The organism is Streptomyces sp. NPDC014801, from assembly GCF_043082085.1.
GTDB lineage: Bacteria > Actinomycetota > Actinomycetes > Streptomycetales > Streptomycetaceae > Streptomyces.
In genome coordinates this window covers 102,180-121,648 of sequence record NZ_JBIBXG010000016.1, presented here as the reverse complement: position 1 = coordinate 121,648, position 19,469 = coordinate 102,180, and the positions used below count along the sequence as shown (strand labels likewise).

Annotated in this window: 18 protein-coding genes; 9 read left to right on the top strand and 9 right to left on the bottom strand. The window is 71.1% G+C overall.

Translation table 11 applies throughout. From position 1 onward, the window contains the following. Positions 1-5: 5 nt before the first annotated feature. The gene (locus ACF1AL_RS34225) at positions 6-2,696 is read right to left on the bottom strand and encodes a DNRLRE domain-containing protein (RefSeq protein ID WP_391777846.1); all 2,691 of its coding nucleotides are present in this window, start codon (positions 2,694-2,696) and stop codon (positions 6-8) included. A gap of 396 nt (positions 2,697-3,092) precedes the next feature. Between ACF1AL_RS34225 and glgX the strand changes: the two genes are divergently transcribed. Continuing rightward, on the top strand, positions 3,093-5,183 hold the full coding sequence (gene glgX, locus ACF1AL_RS34220; protein WP_391777943.1) for a glycogen debranching protein GlgX: 2,091 nt from the start codon (positions 3,093-3,095) through the stop codon (positions 5,181-5,183). 151 nt (positions 5,184-5,334) lie between these two features. Here the strand turns inward: glgX and ACF1AL_RS34215 are convergent, their stop codons facing one another. After that, positions 5,335-5,580 carry a DUF5133 domain-containing protein gene (locus ACF1AL_RS34215; RefSeq protein ID WP_391698973.1) on the bottom strand — a complete coding sequence of 82 codons (246 nt, stop codon included), beginning with the start codon at positions 5,578-5,580 and terminating at the stop codon, positions 5,335-5,337. A gap of 573 nt (positions 5,581-6,153) precedes the next feature. On the opposite strand from ACF1AL_RS34215, the gene ACF1AL_RS34210 reads away from it, so the two are divergent. The 8 genes from ACF1AL_RS34210 to hypE all read left to right on the top strand — a co-directional run bounded on the left by ACF1AL_RS34210 (position 6,154) and on the right by hypE (position 14,491). Further along, on the top strand, positions 6,154-6,420 hold the full coding sequence (locus ACF1AL_RS34210) for an alpha-amylase (protein WP_391698975.1): 267 nt from the start codon (positions 6,154-6,156) through the stop codon (positions 6,418-6,420). Between the two features lie 128 nt (positions 6,421-6,548). Then, a complete protein-coding gene (locus ACF1AL_RS34205; protein ID WP_391777847.1) occupies positions 6,549-8,258 on the top strand; it encodes a hydrogenase maturation protein in 1,710 nt (569 codons plus the stop codon). Further along, positions 8,255-8,833, top strand: a complete 579-nt coding sequence (locus tag ACF1AL_RS34200; protein WP_391777848.1) for a hydrogenase maturation protease — start codon at positions 8,255-8,257, stop codon at positions 8,831-8,833. The genes ACF1AL_RS34205 and ACF1AL_RS34200 overlap by 4 nt, the downstream gene beginning before the upstream one ends. A 58-nt stretch (positions 8,834-8,891) precedes the next feature. Continuing rightward, positions 8,892-9,620: a hydrogenase nickel incorporation protein HypB gene (gene hypB, locus ACF1AL_RS34195; RefSeq protein ID WP_391777849.1), complete on the top strand. Its 729-nt coding sequence runs from the start codon at positions 8,892-8,894 to the stop codon at positions 9,618-9,620. Further along, positions 9,617-11,971 (top strand): carbamoyltransferase HypF, encoded by a 2,355-nt coding sequence (gene hypF, locus ACF1AL_RS34190; protein WP_391777850.1) that lies wholly within the window; start codon positions 9,617-9,619, stop codon positions 11,969-11,971. Before hypB ends, hypF begins: the two co-directional genes overlap by 4 nt. 3 nt (positions 11,972-11,974) lie before the next feature. After that, a complete protein-coding gene (locus ACF1AL_RS34185; RefSeq protein ID WP_366839543.1) occupies positions 11,975-12,265 on the top strand; it encodes a HypC/HybG/HupF family hydrogenase formation chaperone in 291 nt (96 codons plus the stop codon). After that, complete coding sequence (gene hypD, locus ACF1AL_RS34180) at positions 12,262-13,407, top strand: hydrogenase formation protein HypD (protein WP_391777851.1); 1,146 nt, start codon at positions 12,262-12,264, stop codon at positions 13,405-13,407. Before ACF1AL_RS34185 ends, hypD begins: the two co-directional genes overlap by 4 nt. Next, positions 13,400-14,491, top strand: coding sequence for a hydrogenase expression/formation protein HypE (hypE, locus tag ACF1AL_RS34175; protein WP_386583933.1), 1,092 nt, complete (start codon positions 13,400-13,402; stop codon positions 14,489-14,491). Before hypD ends, hypE begins: the two co-directional genes overlap by 8 nt. Positions 14,492-14,550: 59 nt before the next feature. Here the strand turns inward: hypE and hypA are convergent, their stop codons facing one another. From hypA to ACF1AL_RS34140, 7 genes are all read right to left on the bottom strand, one after another. Further along, entirely contained in the window at positions 14,551-14,892 is a 342-nt protein-coding gene (gene hypA, locus ACF1AL_RS34170) for a hydrogenase maturation nickel metallochaperone HypA (RefSeq protein WP_366839540.1), read from the bottom strand. A gap of 7 nt (positions 14,893-14,899) precedes the next feature. Next, positions 14,900-15,106 (bottom strand): hypothetical protein, encoded by a 207-nt coding sequence (locus ACF1AL_RS34165; protein WP_384210112.1) that lies wholly within the window; start codon positions 15,104-15,106, stop codon positions 14,900-14,902. Positions 15,107-15,124: 18 nt separating this feature from the next. Further along, positions 15,125-15,331 carry a hypothetical protein gene (locus ACF1AL_RS34160; protein ID WP_391698988.1) on the bottom strand — a complete coding sequence of 69 codons (207 nt, stop codon included), beginning with the start codon at positions 15,329-15,331 and terminating at the stop codon, positions 15,125-15,127. Positions 15,332-15,351: 20 nt separating this feature from the next. After that, entirely contained in the window at positions 15,352-15,948 is a 597-nt protein-coding gene (locus tag ACF1AL_RS34155; RefSeq protein ID WP_386583928.1) for a DUF5947 family protein, read from the bottom strand. After that, positions 15,945-16,499: a NifU family protein gene (locus ACF1AL_RS34150; protein WP_384210120.1), complete on the bottom strand. Its 555-nt coding sequence runs from the start codon at positions 16,497-16,499 to the stop codon at positions 15,945-15,947. The genes ACF1AL_RS34155 and ACF1AL_RS34150 overlap by 4 nt, the downstream gene beginning before the upstream one ends. Next, positions 16,492-18,285, bottom strand: coding sequence for a nickel-dependent hydrogenase large subunit (locus ACF1AL_RS34145; RefSeq protein ID WP_384210122.1), 1,794 nt, complete (start codon positions 18,283-18,285; stop codon positions 16,492-16,494). The genes ACF1AL_RS34150 and ACF1AL_RS34145 overlap by 8 nt, the downstream gene beginning before the upstream one ends. Positions 18,286-18,348: 63 nt before the next feature. After that, a complete protein-coding gene (locus ACF1AL_RS34140) occupies positions 18,349-19,437 on the bottom strand; it encodes a hydrogenase expression protein HypE (RefSeq protein WP_366839534.1) in 1,089 nt (362 codons plus the stop codon). Between the last annotated feature and the right edge of the window lie 32 nt (positions 19,438-19,469).

The following is a 19,469-nucleotide window of genomic DNA, read 5'->3' as shown; positions in this document are numbered from 1 at the left end:
CCGCATCAGAAGTTGCATGCCTTCTTCAGAGCAGGGATGCCGAGCAGAGCGGCCACCGCCTTGCGATGGGCCGAGGTCATCTTGCGCCGCTTGGCGTAGGTCTGGATCAGCTTCGCGGTCTTCTTCACGCCGATCTTCTTCACCAGCTTCACGGCGGTCAGGACACGCTTGGAGCTGCCGGCAGGAGTGAACGTGAAGATGAAGCCGGCGATCGCCACAGCGCATTTGGCGATCTTCTTCGTGGTCGACCACCAGGAGGGATCGATCACGATCGGGAACGCGCTGTTCGCGTCGAACTCGACGTGCTGCACCAGCTTGTTGCCCACGACCTGGTAGCTGGTCGGTACGTCGTTGCCGTTGGCGTCCTTGGCCCACGGGGCGTCGAAGAAGCCGGCGGCGTCCGTGGCAGGGGCCTGCTCGGCGTTGTCGTCTCCCTCCGCGTAGAGCGAGACCGAGCCGTCGTCATGGGTCACGGCCTTCATGCCGGCCGGAATGGTGAACCCGGTCTCGTAGTCGTGCGGTGCCGTGCTGTTCTTGAGGATGTTCAGCGTGCGGGAACCGCCGTCCACGGTCGGCTGCACCACGGTGTCGACCGCACCGTCCGAGGTGTAGACGACGTTGCCTCCCACCTGAGTGCCCCTGGTGCCGGCCTCGGGGATGCTCAGCTTGTTGGGCATGAGGACGTTCTGGACGTCGATGGCGTTGTTCTTGCCGTCCCAGGGGACGGCCACGACGTTCTCCTCCGTCACCGCGATGGAGGCGTAGGAGGCATCCGAGGACGTGGCGGCGGTGACGTCCGCGGCGTCGGAGTAGGTGTTCGCCAGACCGAGGGCGGTCTCGGCCGCCGTCGGCTTCCACGAGGTGTCGACGGTGAACCGGATCGGATCGGACCAGCCGTTGGCGTAGTGAGTGCCGTCGTACGTGGTGGTGCGGAAGCTGTACGTCCTGCCCGAGACGAGTTTGCCCGCCGGCACCTTCACCTGCGAGGTGCTGTTGGCCGGGACCGGTGACGCGTTGACCGTGGTGACCACGGCGCCGGTCGTCGTGTCGGTGATCTCGTACGTGCCGATCACCTCGTCCTCGCCGTTGGCGTCCACGGTGGAGAACCTGAGGATCGGCGTCGTGGTGGCGACCTTGAAGATGCCGCCCGAGGAGAGGAAGGGGGGACCGGCCTGCAGGTTCACCCCGTTGTAGGGACGGTAGTTGTAGGTGACTTCCAGCGTCGGGATCTGATCCCCGTTGACGGCGTTGGCGGAGTAGAAGCGCTTCCAGCCGAAGGTGTCGGACTCGTCGGCCGCCTTGAGAGCGAGGGAACCGCTCTCTGCCTGCGCGGACGCCCAGGTCTGGGCGAGCTTGGTGATGTCGGCCGTGACCCAGCCCTCGTTGCCGCAGCCGGCCGACTTCGTCTCGGAGGAAGTGGCGATCTTCTCCCTCATCGCCGGCTGCTTGGTCCAGCGTGTGCTCGTGTCGGCGGCATCCGCGGCCCACACTTCCCAGCCGCGGCTCTCGCAGGACCACGAGTGGTAGTTCCACAGCTTCAGCGTCGCCTTCGAGACCAGTGCGTCGGCGAAGTTCGCGGTGCGGAACGTCATGAAGGAACGCGCGACGCGCTTCGTGGTCCCCTCGTAGTCACCGGGCCAGCCCACCTTCAGGTCGGTGCTGGCGGACTGGTCCGTGGTGTCACCGCCTTGGACGAAGGTGTCGAAGAGGACGTCGAGAGCGTCCGTCGCAGGGTCGATCATCACCGGGTACTTCGTGCCGGCGTCGCCCAGCCACGCCGCGTCCGGACGCAGGGTGAGTTCCATGGTGGTGCCGGACTGGGTCACCGACATGGCGACTCTCTTGCTGTTGACATGCTCGCCGGACCGGGGGTCGACCTGGCTGTCCCACATGGTCGGCGCGGGCATGGTGGCGACGGTTTCCCCGGAACCATCCGTGAAGTCGACGCCCCCATGCGCGCCGGCCTTCGCGGTCATCCCCTCGGGCAGCACGACCGGAAGGACGAGCGGGGCGTCGCCCTGGGGCTTCTCCCGCAACTTGAGGTACTGTTCGAATCCGGTACGGGTGGCCTCGACGACCAGATCCCCGCCGGGCACCGCCCCTTCGTACGTGGCCACGTTCGCCGACAGCCGAGGGGCGGGCAAGCCACCCTTCCACTGGACGGCGATCTCCTTGTCGCCGTCCCCCAGGGCGACCAGGTCGCGCGCCTTCTGGCGAGGCGCCGCCGCCGCGCTGCGCAGTGAGGCGGCCGGGGTGCCACCCCCGCCTGCCAGTCTCAGTCCCACGGGGTGGGCCTTGGAGACGACGTCGCCGTCCGCTTCACGCTGGAAGGTGACATCGATGTCCGACCAGCGTCCGTCCTTGAGCATCCTGACGGGGGCCGCGGCGGTTTCGCGGGTGAGCGTGCCGTCGGGGTTGGCGAAGACGGTGTCGGTCTCCGTACGCATCTGCAGGACTTCGACCCTGCGATCCTGCACCTTGGCCGCGGTCAGGGCGGCCTCCACGCTCTCGGCCTCCTTGATCGGATGGCGCTCGAGCTCGTCGACCGCCTTCAGCAGCCCGGAGACTGCTTGCTCGACCTCGGTATCCGCCGCCGGGCCGGCCGAGGCTGTCGCAACGGCCACGTTCGGTGTGGACAGGAGGAGTGCCCCAGTGGTCACCAGGGCTATGCCACCGGCGCGCCAGGTGGGTCTCATGTGTGCTCCCTACGGTCGCGGTCCGCAGCCCACCGAAGACTCGGGCGGCAGGACCGCTCATGATCATTTAGCGGCGCACATGGAACCACGCATTGCCACGAATTGGCCACCTCTTGACCTTCCAGAGGGTTGCTTTCTCGCCACCGATGGCGCAGTCGCCCTCGTTACGCAGTCGGACATCGCACCGTGCACGCTCGATCGCGGCCCGGATTCATTGCACCTGCTCCCGGGCGGCACCCCCCCCGTCCTCGACGCGCCGGCGTCGCGCATGTTCACCGAGGACAGGGGCACACGGGAACGGAACAGGTGTGCGGCCGCCGCACGGCCGCGTCGGGGAGGGGCTTGGCTGTGCGTATATGGCAGGAGAGCACCGAGGTGGGTCCGCGACCGGGCCACATGTCGCCGTTGGGTGCCACCTTCGACGGCGCGGGGACGAACTTCGCCGTCTTCTCCGAAGTGGCGGACCGGGTCGAGCTGTGTCTCTTCGACGAGGGCGGCACCGAGGAGCGCGTCGAGCTCAAGGAGGTGGACGGCTTCGTCCACCACATCTACCTGCCGGACGTCGGCCCGGGCCGACGCTACGGATTCAGGGTGCACGGCCCCTACCGGCCGGAGCGCGGCGAGCGCTGCAACCCGAGCAAGCTGCTGCTCGACCCCTACGCCAAGGCGATCGAGGGCGACGTGCGGTGGGACGAGGCGCTGTTCCCGTACCACTTCGGCGACACCGGCCGGCGCAACGACCTGGACTCCGCGCCGTACGTCCCGAAGTCGGTGGTGGTGAACCCGTACTTCGACTGGGGCAGCGACCATCCGCCACGGACGCCGTACCACGAGACCGTCGTCTACGAAGCCCACGTGAAGGGCATGACCAGGACGCACCCGGCGATACCGGAGGCGATGCGTGGCACATACGCCGCGCTGGCGCACCCGGCGATGGTCGACTACTTCGTCAAGCTCGGTGTCACCGCGGTGGAGCTGATGCCGGTCCACCAGTTCGTCCAGGACCACGCACTGGTCGAGAAGGGCCTGTCGAACTACTGGGGGTACAACACCCTCGGCTTCTTCGCGCCGCACAACGCCTACTGCTCCTCCGGTCAGCGGGGCGAGCAGGTGCAGGAGTTCCGCGCGATGGTCAAGACGCTGCACGAGGCCGGCATCGAGGTCATCCTCGACGTCGTCTACAACCACACCGCCGAGGGGAACCACCTCGGGCCCGTGCTGTCGCTGCGGGGCCTGGACAACGCGGCCTACTACCGCCTCTCCGAGCAGGACCCGCGGTACTACTGGGACACCACCGGCACCGGCAACAGCCTGCGCATGAACCATCCGCACACACTCCAGCTGATCATGGACTCGCTGCGGTACTGGGTCACCGAGATGCATGTCGACGGCTTCCGCTTCGACCTCGCCGCCACACTCGCCCGGCAGTTCCACGAGGTGGACCGGCTGTCGTCGTTCTTCGACCTCGTCCAGCAGGACCCGGTCATCTCGCAGGTGAAGCTCATCGCCGAACCGTGGGACGTGGGTGACGGCGGCTACCAGGTCGGCAACTTCCCGCCGCTGTGGACCGAATGGAACGGCATGTACCGTGACACGGTCCGCGACTTCTGGCGGGGCGAGGGCGGCACCCTGGGCGAGTTCGCCTCCCGCCTGACGGGCTCCTCCGACCTGTACCAGAGCGACGGCCGCCGGCCCTACGCCTCGGTCAACTTCGTCACCGCCCATGACGGCTTCACCCTGCGCGACCTCGTGTCGTACAACGACAAGCACAACGAGGCCAACGGGGAGGACAACCGCGACGGAGAGAGCCACAACCGCTCCTGGAACTGCGGTGCGGAAGGCCCCACCCGCGACCGGGGCGTCCTCGCCCTGCGCGCCCGTCAGCAGCGCAACCTGCTGGCCACCCTGCTGCTCTCCCAGGGCGTGCCCATGCTGCTGCACGGTGACGAGCTCGGCCGCAGCCAGCACGGCAACAACAATGCCTACTGCCAGGACAACGAACTGACCTGGATCGACTGGGCGGAGGCCGCCGAGGGAGGCGAACTGCTCGACTTCACCCGCCGGCTGATCACCCTGCGCCGCGAGCACCCCGTCTTCCGCCGTCGCCGGTTCTTCAAGGGACGGGTTCCGCAGGGAACGCGGACGGGGGAGAAGGACATCTCCTGGTTCACCCCCGCCGGGCAGGAGATGACCGACCGGGACTGGGAGACCGGGTTCGCCCGGTCCTTGATGGTCCACCTCAACGGCAAGGCCATCACCGAACCCGACCTGCGCGGGCTGCGGGTGGAGGACGACTCGTTCCTGCTGCTGTTCAACGCCCACAGCCAGCCCCTCACCTTCGTCGTGCCGGAAGAGCTCGGCCCCTGGTGGGCGGTGGAGGTGGACACGGCCATCCCCTACGTCGAGTACCGGCCGCTGATCAAAGGCGGCAGCGAGGTCGAGGTCGAGGCCCGCGCGATGTTCGTCCTCCGCGGCCACCAAGGGTGACCCTCGCCCGTCAGCTGTGAGACACGTCCGCGGGTCCTGAGGGAGACCCGCGGCACGCTCAAGGGGACCCACCCACCTGCGATCATCGAAAAAGACTCCGGCCCGTCGCCGGGGGAGAAGGCGACGGGCCGGGCAGGGAGAGGGCGAGGGGTCAGGCGGCCAGAACCTGCGGCGTGCCGGTGACCGTTTCCCGGGCTGCTCGCAGGCGTTCCAGCAGGGCGTCGGCAGCGACGAGCGCCTCGTCCACCGTCCGCGTGCCGGTCATCACGCACAGCGTGTACACCGTGTCCTCCAGTTCCCGGCTGGAGCGGCCGGTGGGCTGCAGATCATGACGGAATCGGGCCTCGGCGAACCGGGCCAGCACCGCACGGAGCTCCTTCTCGGCAGGCAGCAACACAGCGACACCCTCTCTGCACAGGCGATTTGTTGCGGGACCTCGCGACGCAAGAGCGCACACCCCGCCGCAGTCACTGCAGTTGAGGGAGGCACACGCCGGATCCGCTGAACCGTGTGCCCCGCTTGCCTCACCCTACGCATCCTGTCTTGCACGCTTCGCAGGCTGTGCCTGGCGCGCCTGGAGTGTGGTTACCGGCCAAACTGCTGCTGAGCCCGACGGCGAAGTGCTTGCAGGCTCACGTCCCGAGGGGTCAGCCGTCGGCGCGTGCAACCTCGTAGGACCGGTATGGGGCGGCCCGGAGCCACTGAAATGGTTGAAGCCTCATCTCTCGCGCCCCGCATTGTGGGCACGCTTGCACTGGTGCTGCGCTCGGGCGCTTGCAAGCGCACGGCTGGCCGAATGTGCGCGCCTTCTCTGTACGCCACCCCTTCACGTATGGAAGCTTCACGTCTTGAACGCGTGAGTGACCATCAGGTGCTCGTGTTTACATACCTATTCGGCTGAGCGAGGAGTTTAACGGTGTATTTTCGAATAAAAGGGATCGCGGTGTCTGCGTCAGTCTTCACAGCCTTGATGTGGCCTCTGGCTGTCGCATCGCCGGCCGCCGCCCAGAGCGATGCATCCGAGCCCGCCCCGGCCTGCGTGGCGATGTACGAGAGCTGGCGCTACACCACCGCCGCCAACAACTGCGCGGACACCGTGAGCGTTTCCGTGGCCTACCAGGACGGGGCAACCGGCCCCTGCGCCACTCTTCCCCCAGGCGCCGTCACCACCGTCGGAGAGGGCTACCTCGGCGAGCACGGCCACCCCGACCACCTGGCACTCTGCCCGTCCTCGTAAAGAGGGACCTCCAGGCGTTCCAGGACCTGTGCCATGCGATCCGGATGGAGGAAGACACCCGGCCGGTGCCGGCGAAACGCCGACGCGGTTCTTCACGGCGCACCCAAGAAGGACGAGCATGCCCTGTCATGGACATCTTGCTCGTCGCGAGCGCGTTCAACAGCCTCTCCCAGCGCCTGTACGCCGAACTGTCGGACCACGGGCACCAGGTGGACGTCGTCCTGGCCGCGCACGGCCCCGACCCGGTCCGGGCGGCCGTGCGCGAGGTGCGCCCGGACCTGATCGTCGCGCCGATGCTCAAGACGGCGCTGCCCGAGGACGTGTGGCGGGAACACACCTGCCTGATCGTCCACCCCGGCCCGCCGGGCGACCGCGGACCCTCCTCGCTGGACCGGGCCGTCTCCGGCCGGGCGGAGCGGTGGGGCGTGACCGTGCTCCAGGCCGAGGCGGTCATGGACGCGGGCCCGATCTGGGCGGCCGAGCCGTTCCCCGTCCCGCCCGTCGGCAAGAGCGACCTGTACCGCAACGAGGCGTCCGACGCCGCCGTCACCGCCGTCATGACCGCCGTAAGGCGCTACGCCGAAGGCGCCCACAAGCCGCTGGCGCAGACCGACGAGTCGGTCACCGTCGTCCGGCGCGACGTCGTCCGGCAGCAACAGCGGCGGATCGACTGGGAACAGGACGACACCGAGACGGTCCTGAGCAAGCTGCGCGGCGCCGACTCCCAGCCCGGCGTCCTGGACGAACTCCTCGGCCACGAGGTGTTCCTGCACGGCGGCCACCCCGAAGACCGGTGGCGCGGCCGTCCCGGCGCCCTGCTCGCCCAGCGCGTCGGCGCCGTCTGCCGCGCCACCCGCGACGGCGCCGTCTGGATCCCGGAACTGCGCCCCCGCAAGAACTCCGGCGACCCCGCACCCTTCCGCCGGCCGGCCGCCTGCGTACTCGCCTCCTGGCACCCCGGTCACGGGCTCCCCGAGGACCCCGCCCCGCTGGAACTGCCGCCCGACCGGCGCACCTGGACCGACATCCGCTACCGGCAGCAGGGCGACGTCGGCTTCCTCTCCTTCTCCTTCCCGGGCGGCGCGATGAGCACCGGCCAGTGCCGCCGACTGCTCGCCGCCTACCAGGAGGCGCTCAGCCGGCCCACCCGCGTCCTCGTCCTCGGCGGGCCGCGGGACTTCTTCTCCAACGGCATCCACCTCAACGTCATCGAGGCGGCCCCCGACCCGGCCCAGGAGTCCTGGGCCAACCTCAACGCGATGGACGACCTGGTCGAGGCCGTGCTGCGCACCACCGACCGGCTGGTGGTGGCCGCGCTCGCCGGCAACGCCGCGGCCGGCGGCGCCATGCTCGCCCTCGCCGCCGACCAGGTGTGGTGCCGCACCGGCGTCGTCCTCAATCCGCACTACCGCCGGATGGGCCTGTACGGCTCGGAGTTCTGGACCTACACCCTGCCGCGCCGCGTCGGCACGGAGCGGGCCGGCCGGCTGACCGCCGAGGCGCTGCCGGCCAGCGCGGCGACCGCCCGGCGGATCGGGCTCGTGGACCGGCTGGTGCCCGCCACACCCCAGGACTTCGCGGCCGAGGCCGGCCGGCTGGCCACCGACCTCGCCGCCACCGCCGGGCTGGACCGCCTGATCGCCGAAAAGGCCGCCGCCCGCACGGCCGACGAACGGCACCGGCCCCTCGCCCGCTACCGGGAGGACGAACTGGCCCGTATGCACACCCTCTTCTTCGACCCCGAGGCCCCCTACCACGTCCTGCGCTCCGCCTTCGTCCGCAAGACGCCGGGCGGCTCCCACCGGCCCCTCGCCCCAGTCGGCGGAGACCTCCGGTGACGCCGCGGCTGCTGGTGGCCGGCGTCGGCAACATCTTCCTCGCCGACGACGCCTTCGGCCCCGAAGTGATCCGCGCCCTCGAAGACCGCCCCCTGCCGCCCGGGGTACGGGTCCGCGACTACGGCATCCGCGGCATGGACCTCGCCTACGACCTGCTGTCCGGCTACGCGACCGCCGTCCTGGTCGACGCGGCCCCGCGCGGTCACCGCCCCGGCACGCTCTCCCTGATCGAGGCCGAACCCCCCGACGGCACCGTCCCGCCCGAGGCCCACGGCATGGACCCGGTGAAGGTGCTGGCCCTGGCCACCCACCTGGGCGACGAGCCACTGCCCAGAGTCCTCGTCCTGGCCTGCGAACCCGCCGTCCTGCCGAGCGACGACGACCTGCTGCCGGGACTCAGCGCGACGGTGCGCGAAGCGGTCGGCCGGGCCGTGGACGCGCTGCACGTGCTGCTGCCCGCCCTGCTGGAGGATCCCGCCGCACCGCTGCCCCCGTTGGGCCACCCGATGGAATCCGGGACCCCGCGCTCGGCTGCGCTGCCCGGCACCGCACCCGGCGGCGCCGAAGATCGGTGAGACCCCGGGCCGTACGGAAGGCGACCCGGCTCCGTCACACATCCGAGGAGCGGTGCCCATGTGCGGGTCCGACGTCAGACAGGCCGTCCTGGCGAAGAACGACGGCCTGGCCGCGACCCTGCGCGGCGAGCTGGCCGCGCAGGGCGTGACCGTGGTCAACCTCCTGTCCAGTCCCGGCAGCGGCAAGACCGAACTGCTCGGCCGGGTCCTGGCCCGCGCGATGGAACAGGGCGTCCCGGTGGCCGCCCTCACCGCCGACCTCGCCACCGAGAACGACGCCACCCGGCTGGCCCGCTCCGGCGCCCCCGTCCGGCAACTGCTCACCGACGGCCTGTGCCACCTGGAGGCCCGCCAGGTGCGGGCCAGGCTCGAGGACTGGCTGCCGCAGGAGACCTCCGTCCTGTTCGTGGAGAACGTCGGCAACCTGGTCTGCCCGGCCTCCTACGACCTCGGGGAGACCCTGCGGATCGTACTGATGGCCGTCACCGAGGGCGAGGACAAGCCGCTGAAGTACCCCACCGCGTTCGGCTCCGCCCATCTCGTCGTCGTCACCAAGACCGACCTCGCCGTGCCGGCCGGATTCGACGAGAGCCTGTTCCGGGAGAACGTGCACCGGGTCAACCCGGGCGTGGAGATCGTCCGTTCCTGCGCCCGCACCGGCGCCGGCGTCGGCACCCTGCTGGAGCGTTGCCTCGCCGCCCGCGACGGCGCCCCCGCGCACCGGCCGCCCCTCGCCCCGCACCCGCACGGTCACCACCACGACGCCCCGGCGGCACCCGTAGCATGACCGCCCCCGCAACCGGCCTGGTCCGCCGTCGGCTCACCGTGCGCGGGACCGTCCAGGGCGTCGGCTTCCGCCCGTACGTGCACCGCCTCGCCGCCGCGATCGGCCTGAGCGGATTCGTCGGCAACACCGGCGACGGCGTGCTCATCGAGATCGAGGGCCCGGCGGACGAGGTGGACCGCTTCTGCGCGGAGCTGGCCGCTTCGCCGCCGCCCCTGGCCACCGTCACCGCCGTCGAGGGCGTCCCTCTGCCCGCCACCGGCGACAGCGGCCCGTTCACCATCCGCTCCACCGAGCGGGCCGCGGGGCGCACCCAGCTCCCGCCCGACACCGCGACCTGCGCCGACTGCCTAAGCGAGGTGGCCTCCCCCGGCGACCGCCGCCACCGTCACCCCTTCGCCACCTGCACCCACTGCGGCCCGCGCTTCACCATCGCCACCGGCATGCCCTACGACCGGGCGGCCACCACCATGGCCGGCTTCCCCCTGTGCCCCGCCTGCGCCCACGAGTACGGCGACCCGGCCGACCGGCGCTTCCACGCCCAGCCCGTCGCCTGCCCCGACTGCGGCCCGCGCCTCGCCCTCACCCCGGCAGAAGGCCTCGGGATCCGCCCGGCCCGGGACGCGGAGGCCCTCGCCACGGCGCGGGCACTGCTCGCCGCCGGGCGGATCGTCGCCGTCAAGGGCGTCGGCGGCTACCACCTGGCCTGCGATGCCACCGATCCCAGGGCGGTGGGCGCGCTGCGCGAGCGCAAGGAGCGGGGTGGCAAGGCGTTCGCGGTGATGTGCGCCGACCTGGCCACAGCCGAGCGGATCGCCCTCCTCTCCGACACGGAACGCGCCGCCCTCACCTCCGCCCGCCGCCCCATCGTCCTCCTGCGCCGCCGCACACCCCCGGACGGCCTCCGCCTCGCCGACCAGGTCTGTCCCGGCAGCCCGTACATCGGCCTGCTGCTGCCCTACACCCCGCTGCACACCCTGCTGTTCGGACTCCCCGGTGATCCCCCCGGCCCCCGGACACTGGTCATGACCAGCGGCAACCGCTCCGGTGAGCCCATCGTCACCGACGACGCCGAGGCACTGACCCGGCTGGCCGGGCTCGCCGACGCCTGGCTCGGCCACGACCGGCCCATCGCCGCCTTCTGCGACGACTCCCTGCTCCGGATCCGCCCCGACGGCACCGAACAGGTGCTGCGCCGCTCCCGCGGATACGTCCCCCGCCCCCTGCGCCTGCCGCGCCCGGTGCGCCCCACGCTCGCCGTCGGCGGAGACCTCAAGAACGTGTTCTGCCTGGGCGAGGGCGAGCACGCCTGGCTCGGCCCGCACATCGGCGACATGGGCCAACTCGCCACGCTGAAGGCCGCCGAGCGGGCCGAACGGCACCTGGCCCGCCTCACCGGCGTCACCCCGCGACAGGTGGCGGCCGACCGGCACCCCGGCTACCACTCGGCACGGCGCGCCCGCGCCCGGGCCACCGGACTGGGGCTGCGCGCACCGGTGCTCGTCCAGCACCACCACGCCCACATCGCCTCGGCGATGGCCGAACACGGCCTCGACGGCACCACCCCCGTGATCGGCGTCGCCTTCGACGGCACCGGCCACGGCGACGACGGCACGGTGTGGGGCGGGGAGGTCCTGCTCGCCGACTACGCCCGGTACCGGCGCTTCGCCCACCTGGTCCCCGCCCCGCTGCCGGGCGGCGACGCCGGCGTGGCCAACCCCTGCCGGCTGGCGCTCGCCCGGCTGTGGGCTGCGGGGCTGCCCTGGACGCCGGGGCTGCCGAGCGTCACCGCCTGCTCGGACACCGAACGCGCGGTCCTGCGGCGGCAGCTGGAACGCCACGTGGCCTGTGTGCCGACCTCCAGCATGGGCCGGCTCTTCGACGCGGTGTCCTCACTCGTGGGCGTGTGCCACCGGGCGGGCTACGAGGCGCAGGCCGCGGCGGAACTGGAGGCGGCCGCGCTGGAAGCCGGCGGCTCGGACACCGGGGCGTACCCCTTCGGCCTCCGCGGCGGGGACAGCCTCGGCTGCGACCCCGCGCCGATGCTGACCGCCCTCCTGCACGACCAGGCCCGCGGCACTCCCGTCCCGGTCCTCGCGGCCCGCTTCCACCGCGGAGTCGCACGGGCCGTCACGGAGATCTGCCGCCGCGCCCGCACCGCGACCGGCCTGGCCACCGTCGCCCTCACCGGAGGCGTCTTCGCCAACGCCCTGCTGGAGCAGGAGTGCGCCGCCCTGCTCACCCGGGACGGCTTCACGGTCCTGCGGCACGGCGAGGTCCCCCCGAACGACGGGGGACTGGCACTCGGCCAGCTGATGGTCGCAGGAACAGCCCACCACCACGAGACGGAGTGACCCATGTGTCTGGCAGTGCCCGGCAAGGTCGTGTCCATCGACCAGAGCGCCGACCCCCTCACCGGGCTGATCGACTTCGGCGGAGTGCAGAAACAGGCATGCCTGGAGTACCTGCCCGACGTGCAGGTGGGGGAGTACGTCATCGTCCACGTCGGATTCGCGCTGCAGCGCCTCGACGAGGAATCGGCCCGGGCGTCCCTGGAACTGTTCGAGCAACTGGGGCTGCTCGAGGAAGAGTTCGGCGACGCCTGGGAACAGGCCGCCCGGCAGGAGAACGGAAGTGACGTCCGATGAAGTACATCGACGAGTTCAACGACCCCGCACTGGCCCGCCGGCTGCTGGACGAGATCAGCGCCACCGTCACCCGGCCCTGGGCGCTGATGGAGGTCTGCGGCGGCCAGACGCACTCCATCATCCGCCACGGCATCGACCAACTCCTGCCGGAACAGGTGGAGTTGATCCACGGTCCCGGCTGCCCGGTGTGCGTGACCCCGCTGGAGGTCATCGACAAGGCCCTGGAGATCGCCGCCCGCCCCGACGTGATCTTCTGCTCCTTCGGTGACATGCTGCGCGTGCCGGGCACCGACCGCGACCTGTTCCGCGTCAAGGGCGAGGGCGGCGACGTCCGCGTGGTGTACTCACCGCTCGACGCACTCGACCTCGCCCGCAAGAACCCCGGCCGCCAGGTCGTGTTCTTCGCGATCGGCTTCGAGACGACCGCGCCCGCCAACGCCATGGCCGTGCACCAGGCCCGCCGTCTCGGCCTGGACAACTTCAGCCTGCTGGTGTCCCACGTCCGCGTCCCCCCGGCGATCGAGGCCATCATGACGGCCCCCCGCTGCCGGGTGCAGGGCTTCCTCGCCGCCGGCCACGTGTGCAGCGTGATGGGCACCGCCGAGTACCCGGACCTGGCCGCGAAGCACCGCGTGCCGATCGTGGTGACGGGCTTCGAACCGCTCGACATCCTGGAGGGCATCCGCCGCGCCGTCCACCAGCTGGAACGCGGCGAGCACCGGGTGGAGAACGCCTACCCCAGGGCCGTACGCGACCAGGGCAACCCGGCGGCCCTGCGCATGCTGGAGGAGGTGTTCGAGGTCGCCGACCGCAACTGGCGCGGCATCGGCCCCATCCCGGCCAGCGGCTGGCGGCTGACCGACGCCTTCCGCGCCTACGACGCCGAACACCGCTTCGACGTCACCGGCATCCGCACCGAGGAGCCCGCCGTGTGCCGGGCCGGCGAGGTCCTGCAGGGGCTGATCAAGCCGACCGAGTGCGAGGCGTTCGGTACGGCCTGCACCCCGCGCACCCCGCTCGGCGCCACCATGGTCTCCAGCGAGGGCGCCTGCGCCGCCTACTACCTCTACCGCCGCATGACCGACGGCCCGGCCCGGCAGGGATCCCGTGTCCCCCGCGAGGAGATGAACCCCGTTGGCTGAACTCGCCACCGAAGCGGTGGAGGCGACCGGACCGGTCGTCGACCCCGCGAACTGGACCTGCCCCGCCCCCCTGCGCGACCAGCCGGTCGTCGTCATGGGCCACGGCGGCGGCGGGGCCCTGTCCGCCGAACTGATCGAGCAGGTCTTCGCGCCCGCCTACGGCAACCCCACCCTCGCCGCCCTCACCGACTCCGCCGTCCTGGGCCTCGGCGGCACCCGGCTGGCCTTCTCCACCGACTCCTACGTCGTGAGGCCGCTGTTCTTCCCCGGCGGCAGCGTCGGCGACCTGGCCGTCAACGGCACCGTCAACGACCTCGCGATGAGCGGCGCCCGGCCCGCCTACCTCTCCACCGCCTTCATCCTCGAAGAGGGCGTGGAACTGGCCGTCGTGGAACGCGTCGCGCGGGCCGTCGGCGCGGCGGCCGAGGCGGCGGGCGTCACCGTCGCCACCGGCGACACCAAGGTCGTGGAGTCCGGGCACGGCGACGGCGTCTACATCACCACCGCGGGCGTCGGTCTCGTGCCCGACGGCGTCGACATCCGCCCGCAGCGGGCCCGGCCGGGCGACGCCGTCATCGTCAGCGGGCCCATCGGCCTGCACGGAGTGGCGGTCATGAGCGTGCGCGAGGGCCTGGAGTTCGGGGTGGAGATCGCCTCCGACACCGCACCCCTGGCGGACCTCGTGGCCACCATGCTGGCCGTCACCAAGGACATCCACGTCCTGCGCGACCCCACCCGCGGCGGCCTCGGCGCGTCCCTCAACGAGATCGCCCGCGCCTCCGGCACCGGTGTCCGGCTGCGCGAGCGGGCCCTGCCGGTCCCCGACGAGGTCGCGAACGCCTGCGGCTTCCTCGGCCTGGACCCGCTGTACGTCGCCAACGAGGGCCGGCTCGTCGCCTTCGTACCCGCCGAGCACGCCGACGCCGTGCTGGCGGCCATGCACGCCCACCCGCAGGGCGCCGGAGCCGCCCTGATCGGCGAGTGCGTGGCCGACCACCCGGGCATGGTGGTCGTCGCCACCGGACTCGGCGGCACCCGGGTGCTCGACCTCCCGCTGGGCGAGCAGCTGCCGCGCATCTGCTGACCCGTCCCCGGACGGACATCGGCCCCGCCGTGACGGCGGGGCCGATCGCGTCCCACGGCTCAGGTTTCGACGCCGGTGATCTCCAGCTCGCGTCCCCTGCGCAGCTCCCGGGACGGCCGGTCGCAGCGCGGGCACCAGAAGAACGGGGGCATGCCGACCGCGAACTCCTCGGCACACTCCCCGCACCAGGCGTGCGCGGGCACCTGCTCCACCACGAGCCGGGCCGCCGCGAGGGCCGTACCGTCGCGGGCCACCTCGAAGGCGAAGTGCAGCGCGTCCGGCACCACACCCGCCAGCTCTCCCACACGGACGGTCACCGACACGACACCGTCGGCGCCGTCCGCGCGCGCGATCTGTCCGGCCTGCTCCACGATCGCGGTCGCGATCGACAGCTCGTGCACGCCGGCCTCAGGGGTAGCGGCGGCGGGCGCGCAGCCCCCCGGTCATCCGGTAGATCCGCAACTCCCGCACGATGCCCGGGAGTTCCTTGACGATCAGGGCCGCGACCACGCCACCCGCCAGCGCACCCTGCGCCGCGAGCAGCTGCCGTCCCGACAGACCCCGCCGCACGGTTCCTTCCCGCTCGGCTGTGTTCATCGCGTTCCAGGCCTTCATGGCGTCACTTCCGCTCTCTCATCCCGGTGAGATGTTCGGCATGTCCTTCACCAGGGCGTCATGCCGTTTCCAGTGGACACCGGTGGAGCGGCGCGCGTCGGAGGTGCCGTCCTGGTGGTGTCCGGTCTGGTGCTGGTACGGACCCCTGTTGCCCTGGTGCAGTCCGCGCACGTGGGAGGGGGTGTCGGGCCTGGCCTGGGGCCGGCCCACCCGGATGCTTCCCATGTCCGATCTCCTTCCGGTCCTCACGACCGCTCGGTCAGCTCCCCGAAGAACTGTTCTACGGCCGGCCAGACCCGGCCGCCACCGGACAGGCCCTGCCACTCGCGACGGACCAGGGCGGTCATCCGGAAGCAGTCGTCGACCGGCACGATCCAGTGTTCGTCGAGTCCGCGGACGGTGTTCACCAGCAGCGCCTCCACATCCGGCACCATGGTGGCCAGCTGCGGTACCGCGGCGACCAGCCGCCGCCAGGCCGCCGCGTCCACCTCCCAGCGCATGGCCCCGGCCGGACTCGGTCCCTGCGCGGTGACCGTGCCGTCGGCGCGCGGCACGAAGAACACCAGCCCGACCGGCACACCCAGCACCCCGGTGTCGACCGGGGGCAGGCGCAGCCGGCGCCGGGGCACCAGCCGGTAGCGACCCTCGCCCGCCCCGTCGTCGGCGAACAGCACCGAGCAGGGCCGGCACACGCACCGCACCTCGGCGGCGCCGGTGTCGTACAGGTGGGGGTGCTCCTCGCCCACGTCGGCGGCGCACAGCTCGCAGCGCTCGGCCGCCGCCGACTCGGCGCGGCCGGCAGTGGAGCGGATCACCCGGGCGAGCGCCCCGTCCACCCTCACCGCGCCTCCTCGGGCAGCGCCCGGCGCCGGATCGTGCTCAGCGGTACGAAAGCCGGAGCCGCCTTGCGCTCCTCGGTGACCGCCTCGACCGCCTCCAGCTCCGGGGCCACGGCGAGGACGGCGGCCCGCACGGCGTCGACGACGCCCGCCGATCCGCCACCGCACCCCGAACCGCAGCCGCCGCCGCTGTCCAGCCGGACCCGGGCCACCTGCCCTTCGACGCCGGCCCAGACCAGGTCGCCGCCGCGTTCACGCACCGCCGGCCGCAGCTTGTCGACCGCGCGCTCGGCCCGGCGCTCCGGCGGCTCGGGGTGGATGTCGTGCAGCACCAGCAGGTGAGCGAGCAACTCGTCCTCCGCCAGCGTCTCGCGCAGCGGCTGCTCCGCGTGGTCCAGCACCCGGGCGAGGGCCTCGCCGTAGACCTCGGTCAGCAGCCGCACCGCCTCCATGGCCGGTCCGGGAGCGGACTCCAGTTGGGCGAGCACCTCGTCGAGACGGGCGAGCCGCGCCTCCACCGCCGGGTCCGCCAGCCGTACGGCGGTGTCAGCCATGGTCGGCTCCGTACGTCGGCGAGTGCACGGTGGTCAGGGTCTTGCCCTTGCCCATGTACATGTGGACGCCGCACGGCAGACAGGGGTCGAAGCTGCGGACCGTGCGCATGATGTCGACGCCCTTGAAGTCGTCGGGCCCGTTCTCCTCGAAGATCGGCTGGCCCTGGACGGCGTCCTCGTACGGGCCCGGGGTGCCGTAGATGTCGCGGGGGCTGGCGTTCCACGGGGTGGGCGGGTACGGGTGGTAGTTGGCGATCTTCTTGTCCCGGATCACCAGGTGGTGCGAGAGGACGCCGCGCACGGCCTCGTGGAAGCCGCAGCCGATCGACTCGTCCGGCACCTCGAAGTTCTCGTACACCTTCGTCTCGCCGCTCCGGAGCATGCCCATGGCCTCCTCCAGGAACTGCAGGGCCATGGCGGCGGCGTAGGCGATGAAGTACGGCCGGGCGCGGTCCCGTTCCAGGGTGTTGCTCCACTTCGGGATGCGCCACTCCAGGGTGGTCTCCGGCAGCTTCTCGCCCTTGGGCAGGGTGATGCGGATACCGCCGCCGGTCGTCTTGACGTACGGCGTGTCGACCAGGCCGCTCAGGGCGGTCGACCAGAGCCGGGCCAGGGGGCCGCCACCGGTGTCCAGGGCGAGGTGGTCACCCGTCTCCTGATGGAACCAGCGCGGGCTCATCACCCAGCTGTAGTTGCCCTCGAAGTCCCGCTTCTGCGGCACCGGCACGGTGGTCTGGTTCCACGGGTGGCGCATGTCGACCGGGTTGCCGAGCGGGTCGTGGGTGACGAAGGGGTCCTCGTTGACCCAGTCCTCGTAGAACGAGCTGCCCAGCATGATGCGCAGGCCGAGGTTGATGTCGATGAGGTTGTTGGTGACCAGCTTGCCGTCCACGATGATGCCCGGGGTGACGTACATCGCCTTGCCCCACTCGTTCATCGTCGCGTACCGGTAGTCGACCACGTCCGGGTTCTGGAAGGCGCCCCAGCAGCCCAGCAGGATGCGGCGCTTGCCGACCTCCTCGTAGCCGGGCAGCGCCTCGTAGAAGAAGTCGAAGACGTCGTCGTTCATCGCCACCGCCTTCTTGATGAAGTCGATGACGCGCATCAGGCGGCTGAGGTAGTCGGTGAAGGTGTTCGGCTGCGGCATCGTGCCGACCCCGCCCGGGTACAGCGTGGAGGGGTGCACGTGCCGCCCCTCCATCAGGCAGAACATCTCCCGGGTGATCCGGCTGACCTTCAGCGCCTCCTTGTAGACCTCCCCCTCGAAGGGGTTGAAGGCCTTCATGATCTCGGCGATGGTCCGGTAGCCGTGGATGTCCCCGCGGGGGGCGTCGGTGCGCTCGGCGCGGGCCAGGACACCGGGGTTGGTCGCCTTGACCATCGCCTCGCAGAAGTCCACGAAGACCAGGTTGTCCTGGAAGATCGTGTGGTCGAAGATGTACTCCGCCGCCTCGCCCAGGTTGGTGATGTGCTCGGCCAGCTTCGGCGGCTTGACGCCGTAGGCCATCTGCTGGGCGTAGTTGGAGCAGGTGGTGTGGTTGTCGCCGCAGATGCCGCAGATCCGCGAGGTGATGAAGCCGGCGTCCCGCGGGTCCTTGCCCTTCATGAACACCGAATAGCCGCGGAAGAGCGACGAGGTGCTGTGGCACTCCACGACTTCCCGGTTGGCGAAGTCGATCTTCGTGTAGATCCCCAGGTTGCCGATGATCCGGGTGATGGGGTCCCAGGACATGTCGACGAGCTGGGCTGGTTTGCGTCCTGTGGGCCGGGACTCGGTGGTGGTCATCTGCGGTACTGCCCCTCGCTGTTCGGGTCGATCGGGTCGGTGGCGGGACGGGGACGGACGGCGTCAGGCACGCCAGTACGGGTCGTAACCGCTGGTCAGCTTGCGCTTGTTGTGACGCCACTTGGGCTCGTGGTTCACCAGGTCGTTGGTCAGGCCGCGCAGCCGCCGGACGACCGCCCCGTACGGCTTGATCACCATCGACGACAGCGTGCCGCCCGGGGGTTCGTCCATGAACGGCATGAAGGCGTCCGGGAAGCTCGGCATCGTGCAGCCGATGCAGATGCCGCCGACGTTCGGGCAGCCGCCGATGCCGGCCATCCAGCCCCGCTTGGGCACGTTGCAGTTGACGACCGGGCCCCAGCAGCCCACCTTCACCTGGCACTTGGGGGAGTTGTAGTCCCTCGCGAAGTCACCCTGCTCGTAGTAGGCGGCCCGGTCGCAGCCCTCGTGCACGGTCTTGCCGAACAGCCACTGCGGACGCAGCATGTGGTCCAGCGGCGGCGGGGGAGCGGCACCGGCCGCGTGCTGGAGCACCCAGATCAGGGTCTCCATGAAGTTCTCCGGCTGGATCGGGCAGCCGGGCACGTTGACCACCGGCAGCCCCGAGCGGGCCTTGAACTCCCATCCCAGGTAGTCCGCGAGTCCCATGCAGCCCGTCGGGTTGCCCGCCATGGCGTGGATACCGCCGAACGTCGCGCAGGTACCGGCCGCGACCACCGCCCAGGCCCGGGGCGCCAGCTGGTCGATCCACTCGTTGAGCGTCTGCGGCTCGCCCGTCTCCGGGTCGTTGCCGAACGACGTCCAGTAGCCGTCGCCCTCGATGATGTTCTGGTTCGGGATGGAGCCCTCGATGACGAGGATGAACGGCTCCAGGTCACCGCGCGCCGCCGCCCGGTAGGGGGCGAGGAAGTCCTCGCCGCCCAGGCTCGGCGAGAGCACCTTGTTGACGAGGTTCACCTTCGGCAGCCCCGGGATGAGCCCGAGCACCACGTCCTCGATGGACGGCTGGCCCGCGGCGGTCAGCGACACCGTGTCGCCGTCGCAGCTCATGCCCTCCGAGATCCACAGGATGGTGATCTCGTCGAACCCCTCCCTGGCCTCGGCCCTGGCGGGCTCGCCGCCGACTTCGGTGGTACCGCTCTGTGTGGTCATCTCTGGCCTCCGTTGCAGCCGGATCTCGAAAA

Excerpts from the sequence above, each read along its gene's own strand:
- ACF1AL_RS34225 (WP_391777846.1), bottom strand. The coding sequence starts at position 2,696 with ATGAGACCCACCTGGCGCGCCGGTGGCATAGCCCTGGTGACCACTGGG.
- glgX (WP_391777943.1), top strand. The coding sequence starts at position 3,093 with ATGTCGCCGTTGGGTGCCACCTTCGACGGCGCGGGGACGAACTTCGCC.
- ACF1AL_RS34210 (WP_391698975.1), top strand. The coding sequence starts at position 6,154 with ATGTGGCCTCTGGCTGTCGCATCGCCGGCCGCCGCCCAGAGCGATGCA.
- ACF1AL_RS34205 (WP_391777847.1), top strand. The coding sequence starts at position 6,549 with ATGGACATCTTGCTCGTCGCGAGCGCGTTCAACAGCCTCTCCCAGCGC.
- hypB (WP_391777849.1), top strand. The coding sequence starts at position 8,892 with ATGTGCGGGTCCGACGTCAGACAGGCCGTCCTGGCGAAGAACGACGGC.
- hypF (WP_391777850.1), top strand. The coding sequence starts at position 9,617 with ATGACCGCCCCCGCAACCGGCCTGGTCCGCCGTCGGCTCACCGTGCGC.
- ACF1AL_RS34185 (WP_366839543.1), top strand. The coding sequence starts at position 11,975 with ATGTGTCTGGCAGTGCCCGGCAAGGTCGTGTCCATCGACCAGAGCGCC.
- hypD (WP_391777851.1), top strand. The coding sequence starts at position 12,262 with ATGAAGTACATCGACGAGTTCAACGACCCCGCACTGGCCCGCCGGCTG.
- ACF1AL_RS34165 (WP_384210112.1), bottom strand. The coding sequence starts at position 15,106 with ATGAAGGCCTGGAACGCGATGAACACAGCCGAGCGGGAAGGAACCGTG.
- ACF1AL_RS34160 (WP_391698988.1), bottom strand. The coding sequence starts at position 15,331 with ATGGGAAGCATCCGGGTGGGCCGGCCCCAGGCCAGGCCCGACACCCCC.
- ACF1AL_RS34150 (WP_384210120.1), bottom strand. The coding sequence starts at position 16,499 with ATGGCTGACACCGCCGTACGGCTGGCGGACCCGGCGGTGGAGGCGCGG.
- ACF1AL_RS34145 (WP_384210122.1), bottom strand. The coding sequence starts at position 18,285 with ATGACCACCACCGAGTCCCGGCCCACAGGACGCAAACCAGCCCAGCTC.
- ACF1AL_RS34140 (WP_366839534.1), bottom strand. The coding sequence starts at position 19,437 with ATGACCACACAGAGCGGTACCACCGAAGTCGGCGGCGAGCCCGCCAGG.